The following is a 23,771-nucleotide window of genomic DNA, read 5'->3' as shown; positions in this document are numbered from 1 at the left end:
CCTTCGCCGGCGAAGAAAGCCGAGGTCGCCAGGCTGCGCCAGAGCGGCGCGCGGCGTCTAGGCCGCGTCGCGGCGGCGGGCGTGGACGCCGCCGGCCAGCACCGCGAGCGCGAAGCCCATGGCATGCTCGCCGCGCTCGAACCGTAGTCGCAGACCGGCCGGCTCGATCGCCGTCACCTCGGCCGGGATCATGCCGGCATCGACATGGCGCAGCGTCACCTCGGCGCCAAGCGGCAGCCGCGTGTCGCTCGCGACGCAGGCGCCCGTGCCGTCCACGCGCGTCAGCACCACCGGGATCGGACGATCGCCGACGAGCAGCGACGCGCTGGCGAACGCGGCAGGACGAAGCGACGGTCGCGACGACGAGGCCATGGGCGATCCTTTCGCCGCCGTGATGCCACGCCGCCCGTCGAGAAAAGGTTAAGCGCCGCCGGGCACCGCGAAGCAGGCCGCGCCCGCCGCCTTCGCCGCCGCGCACGCCCTGTCGGCGGCGGCGCGATCGGAGAGCCCCGCCGCGCGCAGCCGCACCATCGCGCCCGCCTTCCCGTATGTGGGGCGGAGCGCCTTCAGCGCCGGCGCCTTGCCCGACAGCGATGCCCAGGCCGTCTTCGCCGCCGCCTCGGAGCCGAACGCGCCCAGCTGCACCTGCCAACTTCCGCCGGTCGCGATCGCCGCCGGCTTTGCAACATCTGATTTCTGGTTGGCCACGGTCGATTTGGTCGAGGCGGCTTTGCCCGGGGTGGCCTTGGCTGGAGTCGGCTCGGCGGCGGCCGCCACGCGCTTGGCGGGCTTGGCCGTGCCCGCCTTCACGGGCGGCGTGGCGTCCGCCACCTGCGTGGGCGGAGGCGCCTCGGCGGTGCGGCCTAACCCTGCGGCCGTGACGAGCTGGCGGCCGATCGGCGGCATCGGCTGCGCCGCCATCGCGCTCGCGAGCTGCCTACCTTTGGCCTTGTCCGCGACGGAGAGGAAGCGGTCCATCTGTGCGAGGCTGGTCGTCGCCTGCGGCAGACCGGCGGCGCCCGCGCGCGTCATCAGCGCGTAGGCGCGCGGCCAGTCCTTGGGCGTGAGATCGCCGTTGAACAGCGCGGTTCCCATCACATACTGCGCGCGCGGATCGCCCGCCGTGCTCGCCCGGTCGACCCACGGCATCGCCTCGCGCCGCTGGCCGTCCTGGAACAGCAGCAAGCCGTAGTTCGCGATGCCCTGCGGATGGCCTGCCTTCGCCGCCGTGCCGTACCATTGCTTCGCCTGCGCCATGTCGGTCGGCACGCCGCGCCCGAGCTTGTAGGCCTGCGCGAGATCGAACGCGGCGTCGCGGTCGCCCTTCTCGGCGAGCGGACGCCAGCTGCGCACGGCGGCGGGATAGTCGCCGCGTTGCCAGGCGTCGACGCCGTCCTTCACCGACTGCGCGGACGCAGGCGAGACACCGCCGAGCGCCATCGACGCCGCCATCAGACACAAGCCCCGCATCAACCCCTCCATGCCCCTACAGACCGCGCGTTAGCATGACCGCACCGGAACGGTGAACGCAATCCGCGCCATTAACCCGACCTTAGCCATGATCGCGGATGCTCCGCCCGTGAAGACGTGCCGCTTCGCCGGCGCCTCAGGAGGAAGAGCTCATGTCCCGCACCCGTCTCGGCCGCGCGGCGATCGTCTCGCTGATGCTCGGCACCGTCACGGTCGGCTGCAATCCCGGCGCCGGCCATGTCGCTTCGCTGGGCGAGACGACGCCGCACGCGGATGCCGAAGCCGCCGGGCAGGCGGACAAGGCTCGCGCGGCGCTGGCGCGGCACGACGGCGCGAAGGCGGTCCGCATGGCCGAGCGCGCGGCGGCGGCGTCCCCCCGCGACGCCGCCTATCGCATGCTGCTGGGCCAAGCCTATCTCGCCGCCGGCCGCTTCGCGTCGGCCGAGGCGAGCTTCCGCGACACGCTGGCGCTGAAGCCCGGCCAGCCGCGCGCCGGCTTCGATCTCGCGCTCGCCGAGATCGCGCAGGGCCGTGCGGTGGAGGCGCGGGCGCTGCTCGATACGCTCTCCGGACAAGTGTCCGACGCCGATCTCGGCCTCGCCATCGCGTTGTCGGGCGATCGCACACGGGCGATCGCGCTGCTCTCCGATCTCGTGCGCTCGGGCAAGTCGGACGCGCGCGGGCGGCAGAACCTGGCGCTGGCCTTCGCGCTCGACGGACGGTGGAGCGAGGCGCGGGGCACCGCGATGCAGGATACCGCGCCCGATCGCATCAGCGATCAGATTGCCGGCTGGGCCGAACTCGCCGCCGCCAATAATCCGCGCGTCCAGGTCGCCTCGATGCTTGGCGCGGCGTCCGCCGTCGCCGATCCTGGGCGACCCGCCATGCTCGCGCTCGCGACGGCGGCGCCTTCCGCGCCGATCGCGCTCGCCGCAGCACCTGCGCCCGCGATGCCCGCCGCGCGCGTTGCCGTCGCTCCGGTGCGCGCTCCCTTGCCGGTACCGGCGCCCGTCACGCGCCTAATTTCCGTCGTCGCGCCGGTGGCGGTCGCCGCCGCGCCGATCCCGTTCATCGTCCCCGCCGCCACGCCCGTGCTCGTCGCGGCACCGGCAGCGCCTCGCCTCGTTCGGGTCGCGACGGATCCCGCCGGCGTCGCGCCCGGAACGATCGTGCGTTCTCCCGATCGCGGCGGCTGGGTGGTCCAGCTCGGCGCCTACGCGCGTGCCGGCGCGCTGGAGGCGGCGTGGACGCGTGCCTCGCGCCTGTCCCCCAATATCGCCACATTCGCGCCGGTGCGCGGGCGTACGAGCCTGTCGGGCGCGGCGGTCGTCCGCCTGTCGGTCGGCGGCTTCGCGACGCGCGAGCGGGCGGCCGGGCTATGCCGCCAGGTCCGCGCCGGCGGCGGCACCTGCTTCGTCCGCGCCGCCGGCAACGACACGCCGTGGCGATGGGCCTCGCGCGAGGGCGCCAACCGTCTGGCGATGAGCGAGGCGCGCGCCGGCTAGAGCGGTCGACCGGCGGCGACCGTCGTCAGCACGCGGCCCTGCACGGGCAGCCCGTCAAACGGCGTGTTGCCGGCGAGGCCGGGCAGCGTCTCGGCATCGATCCGCCACGGCTGGCCGTCGTCGAGGATCGCGAGGTCCGCGCGCGCGCCCACCGCGAGCGTACCGGCGTCGATGCCGAACAGGCGCGCGGGTTCGCTCGTCATCATCGCGACGAGGCGGGGGAGGGAGACGACGCCGTCGCGCTCCAGCGTCAGCGCCAGCGTCGCGAGCGTCGCCGCGCCCGCCATCCCCGGCTCGGCGGCGGCGAAAGGCAGGCGCTTGGCCTCCGGCCCGCGCGGATCGTGGTTGGAGCACAGGATGTCGACGGTGCCGTCGCCCACCGCCGCGACCGCCGCCTTGCGGTCTTCCTCCGAACGGAGCGGCGGCGACAGGCGCGCGAAGGTGCGGAAGGTCGCGGTCGCCTGATCGGAGAGCAGCAGGTGCGCGGGGCTGACGCCGCAGGTGACGCGCACGCTCCTCCGCTTCGCGGCGCGCAAGAGATCGAACGCCCTCGCCGTCGTGAGCTGGCGGAAGTGGAGCCGCGCCCCGGTCTCCTCGGCCAACGCCAGGTCGCGCGCGACCGCCATCGCCTCGGCGGCGGCGGGCGCAGAGGCGAGGCCGAGCCGCGTCGCCACCTCGCCGTCGGTCGCGACCGCGTGGCCCGCAAGTCCGCCGTCCTCGGGATGCGCGATCACGACGAGGTCGAACGCCGCGGCGTAGGAGAGCAGGCGGTGCATCAGCCCCGAATCGGCGATCCACCCGCGCCCCGTCGCCACCGCGACGGCGCCGGCCCGCCGCATCAGCCCGATCTCGGCAAGCTCCCGCCCCGCCAGGCCCCGCGTCGCCGCCGCGATCGGGTGGACAGCGAGATCGGCGCCCTGCGTGGCCGCGTGCTGGATCAGCGCCGGATCGTCGAGCGGCGGCGACTGGTCTGGCATCAGCAAGGTGGTGCTGACGCCGCCCGCCTTCGCCGCCGCCGGATCGACGGCGAACGCGCCGACGTCGACGAGGCCGGGCAGGATGAGCGCGCCGCGCGCGTCCGCCACCACGTCCGATCGGCGATAGGTGCCGTGCTCGATGTCGCCGACCTCCGCGATCAGCCCGTCGCGGACGAGCACGCCGCCCTCCGTCACCGTAGCCGCGACGGGATCGACGATGCGGCCGTTGCGGATGGCGAGCATGCTCATGCCCAGCCCTCCGCGCCCCAGCCTTCGACATGGCGCCGCGCGCGCGTCAGCACGTCGAGGCAGGCCATGCGCACGGCCACCCCCATCTCGACCTGCTCGACGATTGCCGAGCGTTTCGGGTCGTCGGCGATGTCGCTGGTGATCTCGACGCCGCGGTTCATCGGGCCGGGATGCATGACGAGCGCGTCGGGCGCGGTGCGCGCCAGCCGCTCGGCGGTGAGGCCGTAGAAGGCATGATACTCGCGCGGCGACGCGACGAAGCCGCCCTCCATCCGTTCGAGCTGGAGGCGGAGCATCATCACCACCTCCGCGCCTTCGAGCGCGGCGTCGAAATCGGTGTAGGCGGCCACCGCCAGCCGATCGACGGCGGCCGGCATCAGCGTCGGTGGGGCCGCGACGCGAACCTCGGCCCCCAGCGCGGTAAGCAGCAGGATGTCGGAGCGCGCGACGCGGCTGTGCAGCACGTCGCCGCAGATCGTCACCACCGTGCCCTCGATCCGCCCGATCCGGCGGCGGATGGTGAGCGCGTCGAGCAGCGCCTGCGTCGGATGCTCGTGCCGCCCGTCGCCGGCGTTCAACACTGGGCAGTCCACCTTGTCGGCGATCAGCGCCACCGCGCCCGACATATCGTGGCGGATGACGATCACGTCGGGCCGCATCGCGTTCAGCGTCGCGGTGGTGTCGAGCAGCGTCTCGCCCTTCTTCACGCTGGATTGGGCCGCATGCATGTTGACGACATCCATCCCCAGCCGCTTTCCCGCGATCTCGAACGACAGCAGCGTCCGCGTCGAGTTCTCGAAGAAGGCGTTGATCTGGGTGAGGCCCGCCAGTCGATCGTCATGCTTGGCGGTGAGGCGGTTGAGCTCGATCCACTGTTCCGCCTCGTCGAGGAGAACGGCGATCTCCCACGGCCGCAGCCCAGCGATGCCGAGCAGGTGGCGGTGCGGGAAGGGGTGCGCGCCCTGGGGCACGGCGAGGTGCGACGGCGAGGGCATGAGGCGCGGGATTACGCGCCGGGGCGGGGCGGCACAAGGTGCTCACCGCCGCTGATACGCGCGGCTCGATAGGAGCCTCGCCGATGCGATCTCGGGCGCGTTTAGCCGATCTTCGCCTGATAAGCCCGCAACGCCTCGAGCACCCGATCCTTCAGCGCACGGTCGCAGATCAGCAGATCGGGCAGGTACGGGTTGTCGCAATTATAGACGAGCGGCGAACCGTCGGCGCGGCTGGCGTGCAGCCCGGCCGCCTCCGCCACCGCGACGGGCGCGGCATTGTCCCATTCGTACTGGCCGCCCGAGTGGAGGTAGATGTCGGCCTCGCCCCTCACCACCGCCATCGCCTTGGCGCCGGCCGAGCCCATCGGCACCAGCTCGGCGCCGAGCGCCTCGGCCACCGCGACCGCCTCCGCCGCCGGACGCGTGCGGCTGACGAGCATCCTCAGCGTCTGCGCGGGCGCCGGCGCGGGCGGGCAGCCGCCGGTGCACAGCGTCACTCCCAAGCCGGGCAGGGCCACCGCGCCCAGCACCGCGCGACCGTCGACCGCCAGCGCGACGTGCACCGCCCAATCCTCGCGGCCCTCGCCATATTCGCGCGTGCCGTCGAGCGGATCGACGATCCACACGCGGCTGGCGGAGAGGCGGGCGGCATTGTCCTTCTCCTCCTCCGAGAGCACGGCGTCGTGGGGCCGCTGCGTCGCCAGCGCCTCCATGATGAAGGCGTTGGCGGTGCGGTCCCCCGCCTTGCCCAGCGCCTTGCCCTCGAACAGGCCGGAGGCGCGCAGGCGCAGCAGGATGTCGCCGGCGGTCGTCGCGACGAGCCTCGCGAGCGCGGTGTCATCGAGGCCGCTCACGGGATCAGCCTGGCGACGATGAGTTCGGCCGCCTCGTCGGGCGACAGCAGCGTCGTGTCGATGCGGATCTCGGGCTCCTCCGGCGGCTCGTAGGGGCTGTCGATGCCGGTGAAATTGGCGAGCTGGCCGGCGCGCGCCTTCTTGTAGAGGCCCTTCACGTCGCGCGCCTCGGCTTCGGCCAGCGGCGTGTCGATGTGGATCTCGAAGAACTCGCCCGGCGCCATCATCTGCCGCACCATGTCGCGCTCTGCGCGGAAGGGTGAGATGAACGCGGTGACGACGATCAGCCCCGCATCGGTCATAAGCTTGGCGACCTCGCCGACGCGGCGGATATTCTCCACGCGGTCCGCGTCGGTGAAGCCGAGATCCTTGTTGAGCCCGTGCCGCACATTGTCGCCGTCGAGCAGGAAGCTGTGGCGGTTCATCCGCGCCAGCTTCTTCTCGACTAGATTGGCGATCGTGGACTTGCCCGCGCCCGAGAGGCCCGTGAACCATAGCACGGCGGGCGTCTGGTTCATCGAGGCGGCGTGCTGCTCGCGGCCGATGTCGGTCGCCTGCCAGTGGACGTTCTGCGCGCGGCGCAGCGAGAAGCTGAGCATCCCCGCCGCGACGGTCGCGTTGCTGAGCTTGTCGATCAGGATGAAGCCGCCGAGCTGACGGTTGTCGGCATAGGGCTCGAAGATCAGCGACCTGTCGGTGGAGAGGTTGGCGACGCCGATCGCGTTCAGGTCCAGCGTCTTGGCCGCCAGATGCTCCATGGTGTTGACGTTGACCTGGTATTTGGGCTGCTGGAGCACCGCCGATACGGTCTGCGTGCCGAGCTTCAGCCAGTAGGCGCGGCCGGGCAGCATCTCCTCCTCGGCCATCCACACGATCGTCGCCTCGAACTGATCGGAGACCTGCGGCGGGTGATCGGCGGCGGCGATCACGTCGCCGCGCGAGCAGTCGATCTCGTCGGCGAGCGTGAGGGTGAGCGACTGGCCGGCGACGCCCTCGTCCAGATCGCCGTCGAAGGTGACGATGCGCGCGATCGTCGATTGGCGGCCGGACGGCAGGATGCGCACCTTGTCGCCGGGCTTCGCCGCGCCGGTGGCGATCAGGCCGGAGAAGCCGCGGAAGTCGAGATTGGGGCGGTTCACCCACTGCACCGGCATCGCGAACGGCTTGGCGCGATCGGCGGCGACGTCGAGCTCCACCGTCTCCAGGTGGCCGATCAGCGTCGGGCCGTCGTACCACGGCGTATTGGCCGACGGAGCGGTGATGTTGTCGCCCTTGAAGCCCGAGATCGGGATGGGCGTGAACCGCTCGATGCCGATCCTGGCGGCGAAGGCGCGGTAATCCGCGACAATCGCGTCGTAGGCGGCCTGATCGTAGCCGACGAGATCCATCTTGTTGACCGCGAGCACCAGGTTGCGAATGCCGATCAGGTGCGCGAGGTAGCTGTGTCGCCGCGTCTGCGTCAGCACGCCTTTCCTCGCATCGATCAGGATGACGGCCAGGTCGGCGGTGGAGGCGCCCGTCACCATGTTGCGGGTATATTGTTCGTGGCCGGGCGTGTCGGCGACGATGAACTTGCGCGTGCTCGTGGCGAAGAAGCGGTAGGCGACGTCGATGGTGATGCCCTGCTCGCGTTCGGCGGCGAGGCCGTCGACCAGCAGCGCGAAGTCGATCTCGCCGCCCTGCGTGCCGACGCGCCTCGAATCCGCCTCCAGCGAGGCGAGCTGGTCCTCGAAGATCATCTTCGAATCGTAGAGCAGCCGCCCGATCAGCGTCGACTTGCCGTCGTCCACCGATCCGCAGGTGATGAAGCGCAGCAGCGACTTGTTGCGATGCGTCTCCAGATAGGCGTCGATGTCCTCCGCGATCAGCGCGTCGGTCCGGTAGATGGGGTCGGCGGCGGTGGTGCTGGCCATCAGAAATACCCCTCCTGCTTCTTCTTCTCCATGCTGGCGTCGCCGGCATCCTTGTCGATCGCGCGGCCCTGTCGTTCCGACGTGGTGGTGAGCAGCATCTCCTGGATGACGTCGCTCAACGTCGCCGCCTCGCTCTCCACAGCGCCCGTCAGCGGGTAGCAGCCGAGCGTGCGGAAGCGGATCGAGCGCGTCACCGGCTCCTCGCCCTCGTTGAGGCGAAAGCGATCGTCGTCGACCATCAGCAGCATCCCGTCGCGCTCGACTGTCGGGCGAGGCGCCGCGAAGTAGAGCGGCACGATCTCGATGCCCTCACGCTGGATGTACTGCCAGATGTCGAGCTCGGTCCAGTTGGAGATCGGAAAGACGCGGATCGACTCCCCCTTGGCCTTGCGCGCGTTGTACAGGTTCCAGAGTTCAGGCCGCTGGTTCTTGGGATCCCAGCGATGCGAGGCCGAGCGGAACGAGAAGACCCGTTCCTTGGCGCGGCTTTTCTCCTCGTCGCGCCGCGCGCCGCCGAACGCCGCGTCGAAGCCATGCTTGTCGAGCGCCTGCTTCAGCCCCTCGGTCTTCCACATGTCGGTGTGGAGCGGGCCGTGATCGAACGGGTTGATGCCCCGCGCCTGCGCGTCGGGATTTTGATGGACGATGAGCTCCATGCCGGCGTCGCGCGCGGCCTTCTCGCGCAGCGCGTACATATCCTTGAACTTCCAGGTCGTGTCGACGTGCATCAGCGGGAAAGGCGGCGGCGAAGGGTAGAAGGCCTTCTTGGCGAGGTGCAGCAGCACGGCCGAATCCTTGCCGACCGAGTAGAGCATCACCGGCCGCTCGCACTCCGACACCACCTCGCGGAGGATATGGATCGCCTCCGCCTCCAACCGCTCCAGGTGCGTCAGCGCCCTCGCCGCGCTCGTCATCGCTCTCGCCTCCATTTGCATTCGCCGGGTGATCAGATAAGTCGCGTTGGGGCAACGTCTCCTCCCATATGGGAGGTGGAGGATCATGGTCGTCAGTCACCCCGACGAACTCGATCTCGTCACCGCGATCCACGCGGGCGCGATCGAGGAGCCGCTCTGGGCGACCTTCCTCGCGCGTGTCCGGCGGCGCGTGCGCGCGGATCATGCCGGGCTGGTGTTCCGCCGCTCCGACGCACTGGTCGCGGACGCCTTCGAACTGCACGACGGCGATCCCGGCATGGCCGGGCTCGATCGGCGAATTTTCGATCATGGCACGCGCGCCGTGCGCCAAGGCGAGCTCCGACCTGAGCGGGTCTATGCGCTCGACGAGGCGCTGGACGTTCACAAACCCGGCGATCGTCACTTTCGCGCGGAGATACTCGAACCCGCCGGCTTCCGCTTCGCACGCGTCGTCCGCATCGTCGAATCGGGCGGCTTCGGCTGCTGGTTCGTCGTGGCCCGCGCCGCACGCGACTTCGCCGCCGCCGACGGCGCGCTGATCGCTGGCCTCGCCCCGCATCTGACGATCGCGCTACGCTCCTACGCGACGATCGAACGCGAGCGCTTCCGCAGCGGCATCGCCGAGGACGCGATCCGCCGCCTCGACTTCGGCTGGCTGACGCTCGCCGCCGACGGCCGCGTCGTCGATCTCGACGCCAGCGCCGAGCGGATGCTGGCGCGCTCGCCCGCGCTGCGCCGCGCGCACGGCCGGTTGGTCGCGGCCTCGGCTGATGCGGACCGCGCGCTCGTCGAGACGCTGCGCCGCTTCGCCGGAGATCCGCACGCCCGTCCGCGCGCCATCCACCTGTCCGACGAGCCCTGGTTTGATCTGCTGCTGCGGCCTGCGGACGGGCGCGTCGCGTCACGGGGCACGACGCCGGTCGCCATCGCCTACCTCCACGGCGACGCCGGGCCGAGCGCGCACCGCGTCGAGCAGCTCGGCGACCTGTTCGCGCTTTCGGGCGGCGAGGCGCGGCTGGCGCTGGCGCTCAGCCGGGGGCGCAGCATCGCCGAAGCCGCCGCGGATCTCGGCCTCACGATCGAGACGGCGCGTCACTATTCCAAGCGAGCCTATTCCAAGACGGGCACGCGCGGGCAGGCCGATCTCGTCCGCGTGATCCTGGCGAGCGTCGTGGCGCTGGCGTGAGCGCCCGATCAGTCCCGGTCGGGCAGGAATTTCAGCGGATCGACCGGCGTGCGCTTGTCGCGGATCTCGAAATGGAGCTGCGGCGTGTTGACGGAGCCCGTGGCGCCGGCGCGCGCGATTACGTCGCCCCGCTTCACGCTCTGCCCGCGCGCGACGAGGATCTGGTCGGCGTGGCCGTAGGCGGTGATCCAGCCCTCGCCGTGGCGGATGAGGACGAGCCCGCCGTACACCGCGATCGCCGATCCCGCATAGGCGACCACACCGTCGGCGGCGGCGCGCACCGGCGCCCCGGCGGTGGCCGCGATGTTGATGCCGTCGTTGCGCCGCCCGCCGCCCGACGGGCCGAAGCGGCTGATCAGGCGGCCGGTCAGCGGCCAGTCGAAGCGGCCGGCGAAGTGCGCGGGCGGCGCGACCGCGACGGCGGACGGCACCGGCTTCTTGGACGACACGCTGGGCTTGGCCGGCGCCGCGTTGCGCGCCAGCGCGGGCTCCGATCCCGTCACCAGATCGTCGATGTCGAGCTGGAAGGCGCGCGCGCGATCCTCCATCGACATCGACGCAACCTGCGCCGCACTCGGCAGCAGCACGCGCTGGCCGGCGCGCAGCAGGTAGGGCGGCTGGAGGTCGTTCAACGTCGCGACCTCTGACCAGGAGACGCCGTAGGCGCGCGCGATCGCGACGCCGCTCTCGCCCTGGTGGACGAGGTGGTAGCGCCCGCCCGGCACCTTCAGCGTCTGCCCCGTCCGCAACGGAGCGGATGGATCGAGATCATTGGCGCGCGCGATCGCCTGCGCGCCGACGCCGGTGCGCTCGCCGATCTGCGAGAGCGTGTCGCCGGGCTCGACCGAGACGGTGGAGGCGGGCACCGTGCGCGCGTCGGGCACCACCTTGCGCGCCACCCAGGCGGGGGCAGGCTGGCGGACCGCGCTCGGCACGTCCACGGCGCGCACCTGCCCGTCCTCCGCGCCGACCGCCTCGACCGGCAGCGGGCGCGTCTCGACGTCCGGCGGAGGGGGCGGGGCGTCGCCGCCGTAGCCATTCGGCGCGCCGACCTGCGGGATGCAGCCGGCGAGCAGTAGAAGGGCGAGCGGCAGGATGCGTCGCGCGTCAGCCATAGGTGCCCGCCAGCAGGTCCAGCCCTCTGTGGCTGGTGAGGTCGAGGTGCAGCGGCGTCACCGAGACGTAGCCGTCGCGCAGCGCCGCGATGTCGCTCTCCGGCGCGGGTGCGCCGTCCGCCCCGCCGAGCCCGATCCAGTAATAGGGAAAGCCGCGCGGATCGACGTTGCGGACCACCTTGGCGCGGCCATAGTCGCGCAGCCCCTGCACCGTCACGCGCACGCCCTTCACCGCATCGGCGGGCAGCGCGGGGAAGTTGACGTTGACGAGCATCCCCGGCGCGAACGCCACGTCGAGCAGCGGCCGGATCGCGCGCGCGCCCCAAGCGGCGGCGGCGGCGAAGCGGACGTCCTCGCCCACCGCCTCGCCATCATAGGCCTGGCTGAGCGCGATCGCGCGGACGCCGGCGAGCGCGCCTTCCATCGCCGCCGACACGGTGCCCGAATAGGTGACGTCCTCGGCGAGGTTGGCACCCCGGTTGACTCCCGACAGGATGAGGTCGGGCTTGCCGTCCATCACCTCCAGCATCGCCATCATCACCGCGTCGGTGGGCGTGCCCGAGACGGCGAAGCGCCGCTCCTCGTGGCGGCGCAGGCGCAAGGGACGGGTGAGGGTGAGCGAGTGGCCGGCGCCGGACTGCTCGTCGTGCGGCGCCACCGTCCATACCTCGTCGCCGAGTTCCGCCGCGATGCCTTCCGCGACGGCGAGGCCGGGCGCGTGGATGCCGTCGTCGTTGGTGACGAGGATGCGCATCACGCCGGCTCCAGCACGTCCATCCCGCGCGTGTAGGATAGGAGCGCGTCCGGCACGCGCACCGCGCCGTCCGCCGTCTGGTAGTTCTCGATCACCGCGACCAGCGCGCGGCCCACCGCCACGCCCGATCCGTTGAGCGTGTGGACGAAGCGCGTGCCCTTCTTCTCGCCCGTCGGGCGATAGCGCGCGTCCATGCGCCGCGCCTGAAAGTCGGTGCAGGTGGAGCAGGAGCTGATCTCGCGATAACGCCGCTGGCCGGGCAGCCACACCTCGAGGTCGTAGGTGCGCGCGGCGGTGAAGCCCATGTCGCCCGCGCACAGCAGCATCCGGCGGTAGGGCAGCTCCAGCGCCTCCAGCACGCTTTCCGCCGAGCGCGTCATCCGCTCATGCTCCTCGTCGGACGCGTGCGGAGCGGTGATCGAGACGAGCTCGACCTTCTCAAACTGGTGCTGGCGGATCAGCCCGCGCGTGTCGCGCCCCGCTGCGCCGGCCTCGGCGCGGAAGCAGGGGGTGAGCGCCACGAAGCGCAGCGGCAGTTCGGCCTCGCTCAGGATGCGGCCGCGCACATAGTTGGCGAGGCTCACCTCGGCGGTGGGGATCAGCCAGCGGTCGTCCGTGGTATGAAACAGGTCGTCGGCGAACTTGGGGAGCTGGCCGGTGCCGAACATCGCGTCGGATCGCACGAGCAGCGGGGGCGCGACCTCGGTATAGCCGGCGCGCTCGACGTGGAAGTCGAGCATGAACTGCGCGATCGCCCGGCTCAGCCGCGCTACCTGGCCCTTGAGGTAGACGAAGCGCGATCCCGCGACGGCGGCGGCGGCGTCGAAGTCCATGCCGAGCGCGAGCCCGATCGCGTCATGCTCGCGCGGCTCGAAGCCCAGCTCGGCGGGGGTGCCGTGGTGCGAGACGATCACGTTCTGCGTCTCGTCGGCGCCGTCAGGCACCTGCGGCGCAGGCAGGTTGGGCAGCGTGGCGAGGAGTGCGTTCAGCGCGACTTCCGCATCTGCGGCGTCTTTCTCCGCTTGCGCGCTGTCGATCTTGAGCGCCGCCACTTCCCGCTGCATGATCTGGCCGCGATCACGCTCGCCGGCGGCGAAGGCCGAGCCGATCTCCTTCGCTAGGTGATTGCGCTCCGCCTGGGCGCGTTCGGCCCGCTGCAGGCTGCCGCGCCGTTGCCCATCCAGCGCCGCGAAGGCGGTTGCGTCGAACGCCACGCCCCGCCGCGCCATCTGCGCGGCGAAGCCTTGCGGATCGTCGCGGATGGTACGGGGATCGTGCATGGCGCGGGCTATGGCCAAGCCGATTAACCTTCGCAACCCTGCGTGGCCGGCGGCGTTGACCGTCGAACAAGTTTCGCAGGAGAGACGAAGTGCAGGTCCCGAAGGGCAGCTACGTGCTGGTCGCCGACGGCCGCAAGCGGCTGCTCGCGCGCAACGATGGCGACGCCGACGCGCCGCGCCTCACGGTCGTGCAGGCGGTCGAGGACGACAATCCCAAGACGCACGATCAGGTGACGGACGCCGCCGGCCATGCGGGCGGGCGCGGCACCGGATCGGGATCGATGGGGGAGGCCGACGCGCATGATGTCGAGGAGGAGCGCTTCGCGGTCGAGACCGCCGCGCTGATCGGCCGCGCCGCGCAGGCGGGCGAGTTCGAGCGGCTGATCGTGGTGGCGCCGCCGCGCACGCTGGGCCGGCTGCGCAAGCATTACGATCCTGCGGTCAAGGATCGCCTCGCCGCCGAGATCGACAAGGATCTCACTGGCCAGCCGATCGACCGCATCGCGGCCATGCTCGCCGAGCGCTGAGCATCGCCCGTCCGCCTATCCGTCAACCGCTTGTCCAATCAGGAACGGGAGCAACAGACATGACCTTCAAGATCCTCCTCGCGACCACCGCGCTGGTCGCGGTGCCGGCGCTGGCGCAGACGTCTTCGCCGAGTTCGGCCGCTCAGCCCGCCGCAACGGGTCAGGCCGGTACCGCGACGGGCACGGCGACGGGCGGCGCGGTGATGCAGGGCGCCGCCGTCTACGACACGCAGGGTGGCACCGTCGGTACCGTCGAGAGCGTCAACGGCGACATGGTCGTGCTCGCCACGCAGAAGAGCAAGGTGCAGCTCCCCAAGTCGAGCTTCGCCAGCGGTCCCAAGGGCCCGGTGATCGCGATGACCGCGACGCAGCTCGATCAGGCGGCGGCGCAGGCCAGCCCGGCGGGCGCGACGGGCTCGACGGGCGGCGCGGGCGCGGCTGCGGGCGCTTCGGCTAAGCCCGCAGTCGCGCAGGGTGCGGCGGTGTCCGACACCCAGGGAGGCGCGGTCGGCACCGTATCCGATGTCGACGCCCAGTTCGCGACGGTGACGCTGACCACGGGTGGCAAGGTGCGCCTGCCGGTCGGCGCGTTCGGGGCCGGCACCGACGGCGGCCTTCGCGTCGCCATGACGGCGGCGCAGCTCTCGGCCGCGGCCGGCGCGTCGGGCGGCGGCTCTTCGTCGGCGACGGGTGCCACCGGCACCGACTCGTCCGGGTCCGCATCGGGCACGACAAAGGTCGCGAAGGGCAAGAAGGGCCACTGATCGCCGGGCCGCCGGGACGAAGCCCGGCTGCTTGAAACAAGAAGGGCCGCGACGTGTGCTCCGTCGCGGCCCTTCTCCCGTGCGGCCGGGAAGATCAGCTCGCGCTGCGGCGCCTGCGCGCGAACGCGGTGCGGGCGACCATGACGGCCGCGGCACCGCCGAACAGGATCAGCATCGGCGGCGCGGGCACGTCGTGCGGGTGATCGGGCGGCACGTCGGGTCCGCTCGACGTCGAGGTGGAGGACGAGGACGAGGACGACGTCGAGGAGGAGGTGGAGGACGAGGTCGACGAGGAGGTCGACACGCCGCTCGACGTGGAGGTCGAGGTCGACACGCCGCTGGACGTGGACACGCCGCTCGATGTGGACACCCCGCTGGACGTGGACACGCCGCTCGAAGTCGAGGTCGAGCCGCCGCTCGATGACGAGGTGGACGAGATCACCCAGCCGCCGCTCGATCCGCCGCCCCAGAAGCCGCCGCCGCCGAAGAAGCCGGGGAAGCCGCCGCCTCCATAACCGGGCGAGCCGAAGAAGGGCGCAACCGCGCCGCCCGCCACCGGCGCCTCGAACGGCACGGGGGCCGCCACCGGGGCGGACGCCACGGAGACCACGCCCGGCGTACAGCTCGTCGTCGTGACACGGCGCACGCGCGGACGTCGCACCGGCGCGGAGGCGATGCGCACCGGCCCCTTCTTGTGAATCACGCGCGGGCCGGCGGGTTGCTCGGCGAGGTGGACCGCGCCGCCCCCGACGAGAGCGCCACCAACGGCGCAGGCGCTGAGCTTGGCGAGTGCCATACGGACCGACATTGTGCGATCGTCCCCTGTTTCGCCGTTCCGACGGAGCCGCCGGAATGGTGTCTTCCTTGCTTGTCTATCTCCCGACCAATGCAAAAATATCCGTTAATCGCAAGCGAGCCGGTCGCTCCCCCCGCCTGGATCGTCCCGAAATGGTTCCGCAACCCGCGGTTTCGCGCGAATCCCGGTGCGTCGGCGGCCTCGTCTCAGCTCGGGCCGCTCGTGCCGGTCCGCGCGCTTGTGCGCTCCGGCGTCGCTCACTATAGGCCCGCGCCGATAAGAAGAGCGTCCTGCGGAGCGGCGTTCGCAGCCGCGAAGTGGCCGACTCGGGCGCAGGCGGAGGCGGTAATGGCGACGGCGGTTGGGATGATGGATCGAGGCTCATACGCGGCGAGCGTCGCGGTCGTGCCGGAGGAATATCGGCCGTCCGCGGACGAGCCTTTCATGGGAGCGCGTCAGGCTACTTATTTCCGCGCAAAGCTCCATGCGTGGAAGGAGTCCATCCTGCGCGAGGCACGCGACACGCTGGCGCAGCTCCAGACCGACAGCCTGCGCGAGCCCGACATCACCGACCGCGCGTCCAGCGAGACCGACTGGTCGATCGAACTGCGCACCCGCGACCGGCAGCGCAAGCTGATCGCCAAGATCGATGCGGCGCTCCGGCGCATCGATGAGGGCGAATATGGCTACTGCGAGGTGACGGGCGAGCCGATCTCGCTCGGTCGGCTGGAGGCGCGGCCGATCGCGACGATGACCGTCGAGGCGCAGGAGCGGCACGAGCGTAACGAGAAGGTCTCGCGCGAGGAATGATGGCGGCGGCGGGCGGGCGCGGCGTTAAGACTTTGGCGATCCCGACAACGTTAGTGATGGCCGAGCCTATCGATCGGCTCGCGTCGCGCGGCAGCTTTAGGACGGAAACGGTGCAGGACAGCCCGATCGGCAACGATCCCGACGAGGACGGCGGCGAGCATCATCGCCGCGACGAGCGCGACAGCCTCTTCATGCTCGCGCGTCTTCGCCCAAGCGGCGCTTCGGCGTTCGAGAATGTCCGTGTCCGCAACGTCTCGTCCGGCGGGTTGATGGCGCAGGTCGGCGCCGGCTATCGCCCCGGCATGCGCGTCGACGTCGAACTCGAAGGACTCGGCGCCGTGTCCGGATCGGTCGCCTGGGCGGAAGCCGGCCGGATTGGCATCGCCTTCGATCATCCGGTCGACAAGGCGCGCGCGCGCAAGACCGTGGGTGGCAAGGACGAGGACTTGTTCCGGCACGCGTCGGACTTCAAGCGGCCGCCCCTGCGCCCACGCTGAGCCGCTCCCGTCCGAGCCGGGAGCGGGTGGAGCGGTGCTACGCGCGGGCGAGCGCCTCCTTGATCTTCAGCTTCTGCTTCTTGAGGCGCGCCAGCACCGATTGATCGGGCGCGGGCCGCCGCGACTCGAGGGCGATGCGATCGTCGAGGCCGGCATGGCGCGCGACGAGAGTGGCGGAATGCGAACTGTTCATTCGAGTCCTCCTTGCTGGCTGATGACCAGGAAAGGAGTAAACCACCAAACTGTCACAATGTCGCTTATCCTCTCCGCCGTTGCGGCGAACCGCCGGACGGAGCACGACGACCGGCGCCGCTCTTGCCTCCGCACGGGCCGCGCGGCATCGCGGGGTGACGGCGTGGAAGGGAGGACTCGGAGCATGGAGGGCGACGAGGGCGATCGGAGGCTGTCGATGCTGCGCCAGGAGCATCGCGACCTCGATGCGGCGATCGCCGCGCTCGCCGCGATGCCGCAGCCCGATCAGATCCAGATCGCGCGGCTGAAGAAGCGCAAGCTCCGGCTCAAGGACGAGATCGCCGTGCTCCAGGACGCAATCCTGCCCGACATCATCGCCTGAGGCGCCGGAGCCGCGCGCGAGAAGGGCCGGCCCGTCGCCGGACCGGCCCTCCGTCAGTCGCCGAAGCGGGCGATTACGCCGCCTCGCGGACCTCGGACACCGACGCGTCCAGGATCGGCGCGCCGGTGGCGGCATCGCCACCGATCTCGATGCGACGCGGCTTTTTATGCTCGGGCACCTCGCGCTTCAGCTCGACGTCGAGCAGCCCGTCGCGATAGTCGGCGCCCGTCACCTTGATCGTGTCGGCAAGCTGGAAGCGCCGCTCGAAGGCGCGCTTCGCGATGCCGCGATGCAAGAACTGGCGGCCGGACTCCTCGCCCTTGCCGGCCTTGCCGACGATCACGAGGACGTTGTCCTGAACAACGAGTTCGAGTTCGTCGCGCGAGAAACCGGCGACGGCCATCGAGATGCGGTAGACGTCCTCGGACAGCTTCTCGATATTGTAGGGAGGATAGGCCTCGCTATCGCCGCGCGTCGCGAAGTCGACGAGGCGATTGAGGTTCTCGAAGCCGATGGAGGAGCGCAGCAGCGGCGCGAAATCAAGCGTACGCATAGGTTCAGACCCTTCTCTGGCGTATGAACGATCGGACCCGCGGATCATCCGCCGGGCCGGCCGCGACGCCCCCGAAGGCGACGTCCGCGACCGCGCACGAGATGGGAAGCGGGCCTGTGCTTTCAAGATCGTCTCGCGGAGGGACGCGAGCGTTCCCGGCGCGTTTCGGCGGCGCCGGCGGCATGCAATGCCGGGCGCATGACCCAGTTCACCGCGCGCGTCGTCGATTCGCTCTATACCGAGGCCATGCTGCTCGCCGACGAGGCGCGAGGCTATTTCGAGTGCTGGGGCCGCGAGGAGCGCGACGGGCTCGATCCCGAGACGCGGGTGCTGTTCTCGTGCGAGGCGCTACGCGTCACGACGCGGCTGATGCACGTGATCGCCTGGCTGCTCACGCGCCGCGCGGTGGCGGCGGGCGAGATCGGCGAGGCGCAGGCCGCGGCACCCGAGCGCCGGCTGGGCGAGGAACCTCCGAGCGACCCACAAGTGGTCGCGGCACTGCCGGCGACCGCCCGCCAGCTCGTCGCCGCGACGCGCGATCTCCACGCCCGCGTGAGGCGGCTCGACGCGACCCTGGACGATGTCGCGGCGCCCGCAGACGCCGGCCCGGCGCGCGATCTCCTCGCGCGGCTGGAGCGCGCTTTCTAAGACCAGGCGGTGACGGCGAGCGGCTGAGCGATTCCGAGACCAGCGCGCGGCACGCTCGAGGGGCAGGGGGCGTCCGAGCAGGAAACCCTGCATATGGCAGCCCAGCGCCGCCATGCGCCGATACTCCTCCGCGGTCTCCACGCCCCCGGCGGCGATCGTCGTTCCCAGGACTCGGCGAGCGCCACGATCGTGGTCGCCTCCTCGTGCGCCGGCGCCGCGCCAGAGCGGCCGCTACCGACAATCGTCTAGCGCGATCCGCGTGCCCGTCGCGCGCAGCCGCCGCAGCGCGTCGAGCGCCAGCGTCGCGTCGGGAGCAAACACGCGCTCGTCCACTTCCAGCTCGCGACCAACATTCCGATCTTTTCGCGAGCGCGCTGAATGGGACGGGGATGAAAACCTTGCCGAGACACCCCTTGAGGAGGGTTAACGGTCGAGCGCGCGGGCGAGCTCGGCCTTGGACATGCGCGATCGCCCCGGTATGTCGCGTTCGCGCGCCGCCGCCATCAGGTCGGCCTTGGTGGGCTCGCCGCCGTCACGGTGACGTGCGGCCTTCTTCGCGACATCCTCGGGCTGTGCCGAGAACTGCTTGCCCTTGGCGGTGTCCGCGCGCTTCTTGGCAGTGGTGCGCTGATACTCCTCCTTGGAGAGCGCCTCGCGTGCCGTCTTCGGCAGGTAGCGTTCGTGCGTGTCGCCGCTCGGCTTGCCGGATTTGGTGCCCCACTCCTCCTCGGTCCACTGATGGAGCGAGTTGTCGTCGTCGCGCTCGCCGACATAGCCGCCGCCGCGCTTCTTGTACTCGGCGACCGCGAGTTGCGCCTTGCGGGCGGACCACTGGCCCTTCTTCCCGCCCTTGGCGCCGGCGGTCACCTCGGCCTTTACCTTCTCCCAGAGCTTCGGGTCGGTCTTCTCGGCGGTCTCGGACATGGTTCAGGCCTCCTGCGGCGCCTCCAACGCGCACGCGAGCCAGTCGGGCATCACGATGCGGCCGGGCAGCGCCGCGATCGCGTCGACGCGCGTGTGCGCGACGGCGAGGCGGAGATCGGGATACCACGCGCGCGCCTTGTCGCCCGGATCCTCGCTGCTCTCGAACACGAAGAGGCGGCGCTTGACCTTCTGCCGCCAGTTCATCCGCGCGGTGTTCTCCTGGCCGACATAGCAGCCCTTGGCGAAGCTGACGCCGTTGAGCTCGGCGGCGTTCGCCTCCAGCCACAGCGTCCTGTCCTGCCCGATCTCGGCCGCGCCTTCGCAGACGCCGAGCCGCAGCCTGTGCGCGCGCCACGCCGCGTCGGCCGGCTCGCCCGCCGGCTCGCCCAGCCAGCGGCGGCCGAGCGCGGGCAGGCGGGGGTCGCCCGCGCCATCGCGAGACCAGTGCACCCCCAGCGCCTCGTCGCGCGCGATCGTGATGGCGCGGCGCAGGCGATAGAGCGTCAGCCGCCGGGCGAGCGCGTCGGCCTGCCCGCCCTCGCAATCGACCAGCACGTCGCCACCGTCCGCCCACAGGATGAAGTCGAACAGCGCCTTGCCCTGCGCGGTGAGCAGCCCCGCCCAGAGCGGCCCGAGGTTCAGCGCCGCGACGTCATGCGTGACGAGGCCCTGGAGGAAGCCTCGCACGTCCTCGCCCGAAAGGCGGAGGACGGCGCGACCCGCGAGGTGGGTGGCGGCGGTCATCGCGCATAGCTAGGGGCAGGGGACGCCCTTCCCAAGCCTTCCGGAGCCTCCCATGGCGGAAACCTACGATCTCGTCCTGAAGAACGGCACCGTATGGACGCCGGGTGGCCCGTCCGAGACCTCGGTCGGCGTGCGCGGGGGGCGGATCGTCGGGCTGGGCGTCACGGGCAATGCCGAGGAGACGGTCGACTGCACCGGGCTGACCGTGCTGCCCGGCGTCATCGACACGCAGGTCCACTTCCGCGAGCCGGGGCTGGAGCACAAGGAGGACCTCGAGTCGGGCAGCCGCGCCGCCGTGCTGGGCGGCGTCACCGCCGTGTTCGAGATGCCCAACACCAAGCCCAACACCGACTCGGCCGACGCGCTCGCCGACAAGCTCGCCCGCGCGCGCGATCGGATGTGGTGCGACCATGCCTTCTACGTCGGCGCCACGGCCGCCAACGCCGACAGGCTCGGCGAGCTGGAGAAGCTGGAGGGGGCGGCCGGCGTCAAGGTGTTCATGGGCGCGTCAACCGGCGACCTGCTCGTCTCCGACGATCGCGAACTGGCGCGCGTGCTGGCGTCGGGCACCCGCCGCGTCGCGATCCACGCCGAGGACGAGGCGCGGATGCAGGCGAGGGCGGGGGAGCGCGTGCCCGACAATCCCTCGTCCCACCCGGTGTGGCGCGACGACGAGAGCGCGATGTTGGCCACCCGGCGGATCGTGAGCCTCGCGCGGGCGGCGGGGCGGCGCATCCACGTTCTTCACGTCACCACGCCGGCGGAGCTGGAGTATCTCGGCGCCAACAAGGATATCGCCACCTGCGAGGTGACGCCGCAGCACCTGACGCTGGCGGGCGAGGAGGCTTATCCGCGCCTCGGCACGCACGCGCAGATGAACCCGCCGATCCGGTCGGGCGCGCATCGCGACGGACTATGGCACTGGCTGCGCCAAGGCGTTCCCGACGTCATCGGCTCCGATCACGCGCCGCACACGCTGGAGGAGAAGGCGCAGGCCTATCCCGCCTCGCCTTCGGGCATGCCCGGCGTGCAGACGCTGCTGCCGCTGCTGCTCGATCACGTCCACCACGGCCGGCTGACGATGCAGCGGCTCGTCGACCTGACGAGCGCGGGAGCGCAGCGCATCTTCGGGCTGGTGGCGAAGGGGCGGATCGTGCCCGGCTACGACGCCGACTTCACCGTCGTGGACACGCGCGCGCGCTGGACCGTCGAGGAGGGCTGGCTCGCCAGCCGCGCGGGCTGGTCGCCGTTCACCGGCATGGAGCTTGTCGGGCGGCCGGTCGGCACCTTCGTGCGTGGGCGCAGGGTGATGTGGGACGGCCAACTCGCCGCCGCTGCGACCGGGCGGCCGATCCGCTTCGAGGCGACGTACCGGCCTTAACGCAGGCGGATGCCCGCGCCGACATGGAGCTAAGCGCCGCCGGCCGCGTTGCGGCGGCTCCCATCGAGGAGAGAGACGATGACGTTGAAGATGATGACCGCGCTCGCCGCGGCGCTCGGGCTCGCGGCCGGGGCGGCGCAGGCGCAGACGGCGCTCGGCAACAGCATGGGTTCGGAGTCGTCGTCGAGCGCGACCTCCGTGTCGTCGGCGAAGGCGAGCGGCGCCCACTACACGCCTGTCGCCAAGGCAGCACGGCACCAGGCGATGGGCAAGTCGCACAAGGCGAAGTCGGCGATGGCGGCGGGCACCGCGACCGGTGGCTCGGGCGACATGACGCCGTCGGGTAACGCCAACCCGACCAACCAGCATTGATCCGGCGGGCGGACGCCGGCCGGCGTCCGCCCCCGGCTCGTGGGATCACGCGGTCTCGAATTGGAGGCGGGCGAGCCTGGCGTAGAGCCCGTCGGCGCGCGCGAGGCTCTCGTGCGTGCCTTCCTCGACGATACGGCCGGCGTCCATCACCACGATGCGGTTCGCGGCGCGCACCGTCGCCAGCCGATGCGCGATGACGAGCGTCGTGCGATCCGCCATCAGCCGTTCCAGCGCGGACTGGACCAGCCGCTCGCTCTCCGCGTCCAGCGCGGACGTCGCCTCGTCGAGCAGCAGCAGCGGCGCGTCGCGCAGCAGCGCGCGCGCGATCGCGACGCGCTGGCGCTGCCCGCCCGACAGCCGGGCGCCGCCTTCGCCCAAGAAGGTGTCGAGCCCCTGCGGCAGCGCGCGCAGGAAGCCGGCGGCGTTCGCCGCCTCGGCCGCCGCCCAGACGCGCGCGTCGTCGGCGTCCCAGCGGCCGTAGCGCAGGTTGTCGCGGGCGGACGCCGCGAAGATCACCGTCTCCTGCGGCACGACGGCGGTGGCGGCGCGGATCGCGTGGGGATCGGTCTCGGCGAGCGGCACGCCGTCCAGCGCGACGACGCCGGCTTGCGGATCGTAGAAACGCAGCGCGAGCTGGAGCAGCGTGGACTTGCCCGCTCCCGAAGGGCCGACGATCGCGACCGTCTCGCCGGGCTCGATCGCGAGCGTGACGTCGTCCAGCGCCGCCACCTCGGGCCGGGTGGGATAGCGGAAGGTGACGTGCTGGAAGGCGAGGCGGCCGCCGGCGGGGGCAGGCAGCGCGCGCGGGTGGGCCGGCGCGACGATCTCGGGACGGGCGGCGAGCAGCTCGGCGAGCCTGCCGGCCGCGCCCGCGCCGCGCGCGAGATCGCCATAGACCTCGGCGAGCGAGCCGAACGCGCCCGCCACCAGCCCGGCGGTGAGCACGAAGGCGGCGATCGCGCCGCCCGTCATCCGGCCGCGCGCCACGTCGATCGCGCCCTCCCACAGGATCAGCGTCACCGCGCCGAACATCAGCCCGATCACCAGCGCCGTCATCACCGCGCGGATCGCGATGCGCGCGCGCGCGGTGGCGAACACCGCCTCCGCCGCGTCGCGCATCCGCGCGAACTCGCGGCGTTCCTGCCCGAAGGCCTGGACGATCCGCATGGCGCCCAGCACCTCGTTGGCGACGACGCCGACGCCGGCGATGCGATCCTGCGAGAGGCGCGAGAAGGAGCGCAACCGCCGCCCCATTACCAGGATCGGCAGCAGCGCGGCCGGGATGCCCACGATCAGCAACCCGGCGAGCTTCGCCGACAGCACGAACATGTAGGCGACGCCGCCGACCAGCGTGAACAGGTTCCGGAGCGCCACCGACACGGTCGAGCCGACCACCTGCTCGATGATCGCGGTGTCGGAGGTGAGGCGCGACGCGATCTCGGACGGGCGGTTCTCCTCGAAGAAGCGGGGCGAGAGGCCGACCAGCCGCTCCTGCACCGCGATGCGCAGGTCCGCCACCACGCGCTCGCCCAGCCACGACACGAACCAGAAACGCGTCGCCGTCGCGACCGCCAGCACGCCGACCAGCATCAGCAGGTAGTGGAAGGACGTCGTGACGCCGTGCGCGTCCACCCCGGAGGAGAAGCCGCGATCGATCACGCGCTTGAAGCCGTAGGGGATGCCGAGCGTCGCCGCCGAGGAGACGCACAGCGCCGCGAACGCGCCCAGGATGCGGAACGGATAGGCGCGCGCGCGTGCCCAGACGATGCCGAGGCTGTTCAGCTTGCGGCTCGCCGGCGCCCCGTCGGCGGCGGCGTCGCGACGGGGGCGGCGGGCCATGCGCGTCCGCCTAGCATCGCGCCGCCGGGCGCTCAATCGCGCCGCGACCGGTCCCGCGCCGGATGTGCGCGTCCCGGCGTGGGAGGACGGGCGAGGAACCGCTTGCCACCGCCGCCGATTGATCGGACGA

26 protein-coding genes are annotated in these 23,771 nt (G+C 71.6%); 10 read left to right on the top strand and 16 right to left on the bottom strand.

Annotated features, from left to right (window positions below):
* Nucleotides 1–57: 57 nt before the first annotated feature.
* Together ACOFKX_RS04220 and ACOFKX_RS04215 are read right to left on the bottom strand one after the other, a co-directional pair.
* Nucleotides 58–372 carry a hypothetical protein gene (locus ACOFKX_RS04220; RefSeq protein ID WP_419825831.1) on the bottom strand — a complete coding sequence of 105 codons (315 nt, stop codon included), beginning with the start codon at nt 370–372 and terminating at the stop codon, nt 58–60.
* Nucleotides 373–420: 48 nt separating this feature from the next.
* Nucleotides 421–1,470, bottom strand: coding sequence for an SPOR domain-containing protein (locus ACOFKX_RS04215; protein ID WP_419825830.1), 1,050 nt, complete (start codon nt 1,468–1,470; stop codon nt 421–423).
* Nucleotides 1,471–1,622: 152 nt separating this feature from the next.
* Between ACOFKX_RS04215 and ACOFKX_RS04210 the strand changes: the two genes are divergently transcribed.
* Nucleotides 1,623–2,975: a tetratricopeptide repeat protein gene (locus ACOFKX_RS04210; RefSeq protein WP_419825829.1), complete on the top strand. Its 1,353-nt coding sequence runs from the start codon at nt 1,623–1,625 to the stop codon at nt 2,973–2,975.
* On the opposite strand, the gene ACOFKX_RS04205 is transcribed toward ACOFKX_RS04210, so the two are convergent.
* The 5 genes from ACOFKX_RS04205 to cysD all read right to left on the bottom strand — a co-directional run bounded on the left by ACOFKX_RS04205 (nt 2,972) and on the right by cysD (nt 8,877).
* Nucleotides 2,972–4,201, bottom strand: a complete 1,230-nt coding sequence (locus tag ACOFKX_RS04205; protein ID WP_419825828.1) for a dihydroorotase — start codon at nt 4,199–4,201, stop codon at nt 2,972–2,974. The genes ACOFKX_RS04210 and ACOFKX_RS04205 overlap by 4 nt on opposite strands.
* Nucleotides 4,198–5,196: an aspartate carbamoyltransferase catalytic subunit gene (locus ACOFKX_RS04200; RefSeq protein ID WP_419825827.1), complete on the bottom strand. Its 999-nt coding sequence runs from the start codon at nt 5,194–5,196 to the stop codon at nt 4,198–4,200. The genes ACOFKX_RS04205 and ACOFKX_RS04200 overlap by 4 nt, the downstream gene beginning before the upstream one ends.
* A gap of 101 nt (nt 5,197–5,297) precedes the next feature.
* Nucleotides 5,298–6,050, bottom strand: a complete 753-nt coding sequence (locus tag ACOFKX_RS04195) for a 3'(2'),5'-bisphosphate nucleotidase CysQ (RefSeq protein WP_419825826.1) — start codon at nt 6,048–6,050, stop codon at nt 5,298–5,300.
* Nucleotides 6,047–7,963, bottom strand: a complete 1,917-nt coding sequence (gene cysN / locus ACOFKX_RS04190) for a sulfate adenylyltransferase subunit CysN (RefSeq protein WP_419825825.1) — start codon at nt 7,961–7,963, stop codon at nt 6,047–6,049. Before cysN ends, ACOFKX_RS04195 begins: the two co-directional genes overlap by 4 nt.
* Nucleotides 7,963–8,877 (bottom strand): sulfate adenylyltransferase subunit CysD, encoded by a 915-nt coding sequence (gene cysD, locus ACOFKX_RS04185; protein ID WP_419825824.1) that lies wholly within the window; start codon nt 8,875–8,877, stop codon nt 7,963–7,965. The genes cysN and cysD overlap by 1 nt, the downstream gene beginning before the upstream one ends.
* A gap of 85 nt (nt 8,878–8,962) precedes the next feature.
* Here cysD and ACOFKX_RS04180 point away from each other — a divergent pair, with 85 nt between their 5' ends.
* Complete coding sequence (locus ACOFKX_RS04180) at nt 8,963–10,063, top strand: helix-turn-helix transcriptional regulator (RefSeq protein ID WP_419825823.1); 1,101 nt, start codon at nt 8,963–8,965, stop codon at nt 10,061–10,063.
* A gap of 8 nt (nt 10,064–10,071) precedes the next feature.
* Here the strand turns inward: ACOFKX_RS04180 and ACOFKX_RS04175 are convergent, their stop codons facing one another.
* Genes ACOFKX_RS04175 through serS form a run of 3 tightly spaced genes read right to left on the bottom strand, consistent with a single transcriptional unit; the run spans nt 10,072 to nt 13,212 of the window.
* Nucleotides 10,072–11,178: a peptidoglycan DD-metalloendopeptidase family protein gene (locus ACOFKX_RS04175; protein ID WP_419825822.1), complete on the bottom strand. Its 1,107-nt coding sequence runs from the start codon at nt 11,176–11,178 to the stop codon at nt 10,072–10,074.
* Entirely contained in the window at nt 11,171–11,932 is a 762-nt protein-coding gene (surE, locus tag ACOFKX_RS04170) for a 5'/3'-nucleotidase SurE (RefSeq protein ID WP_419827340.1), read from the bottom strand. The genes ACOFKX_RS04175 and surE overlap by 8 nt, the downstream gene beginning before the upstream one ends.
* On the bottom strand, nt 11,932–13,212 hold the full coding sequence (serS, locus tag ACOFKX_RS04165) for a serine--tRNA ligase (protein ID WP_419827339.1): 1,281 nt from the start codon (nt 13,210–13,212) through the stop codon (nt 11,932–11,934). The genes surE and serS overlap by 1 nt, the downstream gene beginning before the upstream one ends.
* Before the next feature lie 89 nt (nt 13,213–13,301).
* Here serS and ACOFKX_RS04160 point away from each other — a divergent pair, with 89 nt between their 5' ends.
* Both ACOFKX_RS04160 and ACOFKX_RS04155 read left to right on the top strand, forming a co-directional pair.
* Nucleotides 13,302–13,739, top strand: a complete 438-nt coding sequence (locus ACOFKX_RS04160) for a host attachment family protein (RefSeq protein WP_419825821.1) — start codon at nt 13,302–13,304, stop codon at nt 13,737–13,739.
* A 59-nt stretch (nt 13,740–13,798) separates the two neighbouring features.
* Nucleotides 13,799–14,503 (top strand): hypothetical protein, encoded by a 705-nt coding sequence (locus ACOFKX_RS04155; protein ID WP_419825820.1) that lies wholly within the window; start codon nt 13,799–13,801, stop codon nt 14,501–14,503.
* 94 nt (nt 14,504–14,597) lie between these two features.
* On the opposite strand, the gene ACOFKX_RS04150 is transcribed toward ACOFKX_RS04155, so the two are convergent.
* Nucleotides 14,598–15,311: a PEP-CTERM sorting domain-containing protein gene (locus ACOFKX_RS04150; RefSeq protein WP_419825819.1), complete on the bottom strand. Its 714-nt coding sequence runs from the start codon at nt 15,309–15,311 to the stop codon at nt 14,598–14,600.
* 354 nt (nt 15,312–15,665) lie between these two features.
* Between ACOFKX_RS04150 and dksA the strand changes: the two genes are divergently transcribed.
* Together dksA and ACOFKX_RS04140 are read left to right on the top strand one after the other, a co-directional pair.
* The gene (dksA, locus tag ACOFKX_RS04145) at nt 15,666–16,109 is read left to right on the top strand and encodes an RNA polymerase-binding protein DksA (RefSeq protein WP_419827338.1); all 444 of its coding nucleotides are present in this window, start codon (nt 15,666–15,668) and stop codon (nt 16,107–16,109) included.
* A gap of 56 nt (nt 16,110–16,165) precedes the next feature.
* A complete protein-coding gene (locus ACOFKX_RS04140; RefSeq protein ID WP_419825818.1) occupies nt 16,166–16,606 on the top strand; it encodes a PilZ domain-containing protein in 441 nt (146 codons plus the stop codon).
* A 37-nt stretch (nt 16,607–16,643) separates the two neighbouring features.
* Here ACOFKX_RS04140 and ACOFKX_RS04135 read toward each other — a convergent pair whose 3' ends face one another.
* Nucleotides 16,644–16,799, bottom strand: coding sequence for a YdcH family protein (locus tag ACOFKX_RS04135; RefSeq protein ID WP_419825817.1), 156 nt, complete (start codon nt 16,797–16,799; stop codon nt 16,644–16,646).
* A 183-nt stretch (nt 16,800–16,982) separates the two neighbouring features.
* Here ACOFKX_RS04135 and ACOFKX_RS04130 point away from each other — a divergent pair, with 183 nt between their 5' ends.
* Entirely contained in the window at nt 16,983–17,180 is a 198-nt protein-coding gene (locus tag ACOFKX_RS04130; protein WP_419825816.1) for a DUF465 domain-containing protein, read from the top strand.
* A gap of 73 nt (nt 17,181–17,253) precedes the next feature.
* Here the strand turns inward: ACOFKX_RS04130 and ACOFKX_RS04125 are convergent, their stop codons facing one another.
* Complete coding sequence (locus ACOFKX_RS04125; RefSeq protein ID WP_419825815.1) at nt 17,254–17,733, bottom strand: Hsp20 family protein; 480 nt, start codon at nt 17,731–17,733, stop codon at nt 17,254–17,256.
* 198 nt (nt 17,734–17,931) lie between these two features.
* On the opposite strand from ACOFKX_RS04125, the gene ACOFKX_RS04120 reads away from it, so the two are divergent.
* Complete coding sequence (locus ACOFKX_RS04120; RefSeq protein ID WP_419825814.1) at nt 17,932–18,381, top strand: DUF1465 family protein; 450 nt, start codon at nt 17,932–17,934, stop codon at nt 18,379–18,381.
* Nucleotides 18,382–18,804: 423 nt separating this feature from the next.
* Here ACOFKX_RS04120 and ACOFKX_RS04115 read toward each other — a convergent pair whose 3' ends face one another.
* Nucleotides 18,805–19,305 (bottom strand): DUF5872 domain-containing protein, encoded by a 501-nt coding sequence (locus ACOFKX_RS04115; protein WP_419825813.1) that lies wholly within the window; start codon nt 19,303–19,305, stop codon nt 18,805–18,807.
* A 3-nt stretch (nt 19,306–19,308) separates the two neighbouring features.
* The gene (locus tag ACOFKX_RS04110) at nt 19,309–20,049 is read right to left on the bottom strand and encodes a YgfZ/GcvT domain-containing protein (protein ID WP_419825812.1); all 741 of its coding nucleotides are present in this window, start codon (nt 20,047–20,049) and stop codon (nt 19,309–19,311) included.
* 52 nt (nt 20,050–20,101) lie between these two features.
* On the opposite strand from ACOFKX_RS04110, the gene ACOFKX_RS04105 reads away from it, so the two are divergent.
* Complete coding sequence (locus tag ACOFKX_RS04105; protein ID WP_419825811.1) at nt 20,102–21,430, top strand: dihydroorotase; 1,329 nt, start codon at nt 20,102–20,104, stop codon at nt 21,428–21,430.
* Nucleotides 21,431–21,508: 78 nt separating this feature from the next.
* Nucleotides 21,509–21,802: a hypothetical protein gene (locus ACOFKX_RS04100; protein ID WP_419825810.1), complete on the top strand. Its 294-nt coding sequence runs from the start codon at nt 21,509–21,511 to the stop codon at nt 21,800–21,802.
* A gap of 45 nt (nt 21,803–21,847) precedes the next feature.
* On the opposite strand, the gene ACOFKX_RS04095 is transcribed toward ACOFKX_RS04100, so the two are convergent.
* The gene (locus tag ACOFKX_RS04095; protein WP_419825809.1) at nt 21,848–23,641 is read right to left on the bottom strand and encodes an ABC transporter transmembrane domain-containing protein; all 1,794 of its coding nucleotides are present in this window, start codon (nt 23,639–23,641) and stop codon (nt 21,848–21,850) included.
* Between the last annotated feature and the right edge of the window lie 130 nt (nt 23,642–23,771).

Origin of the sequence: Sphingomonas sp. (assembly GCF_965200105.1) — a bacterium.
Taxonomy (GTDB): Bacteria; Pseudomonadota; Alphaproteobacteria; order Sphingomonadales; family Sphingomonadaceae; genus Solisphingomonas.
This window is presented reverse-complemented; position numbering and strand designations above follow the sequence as displayed.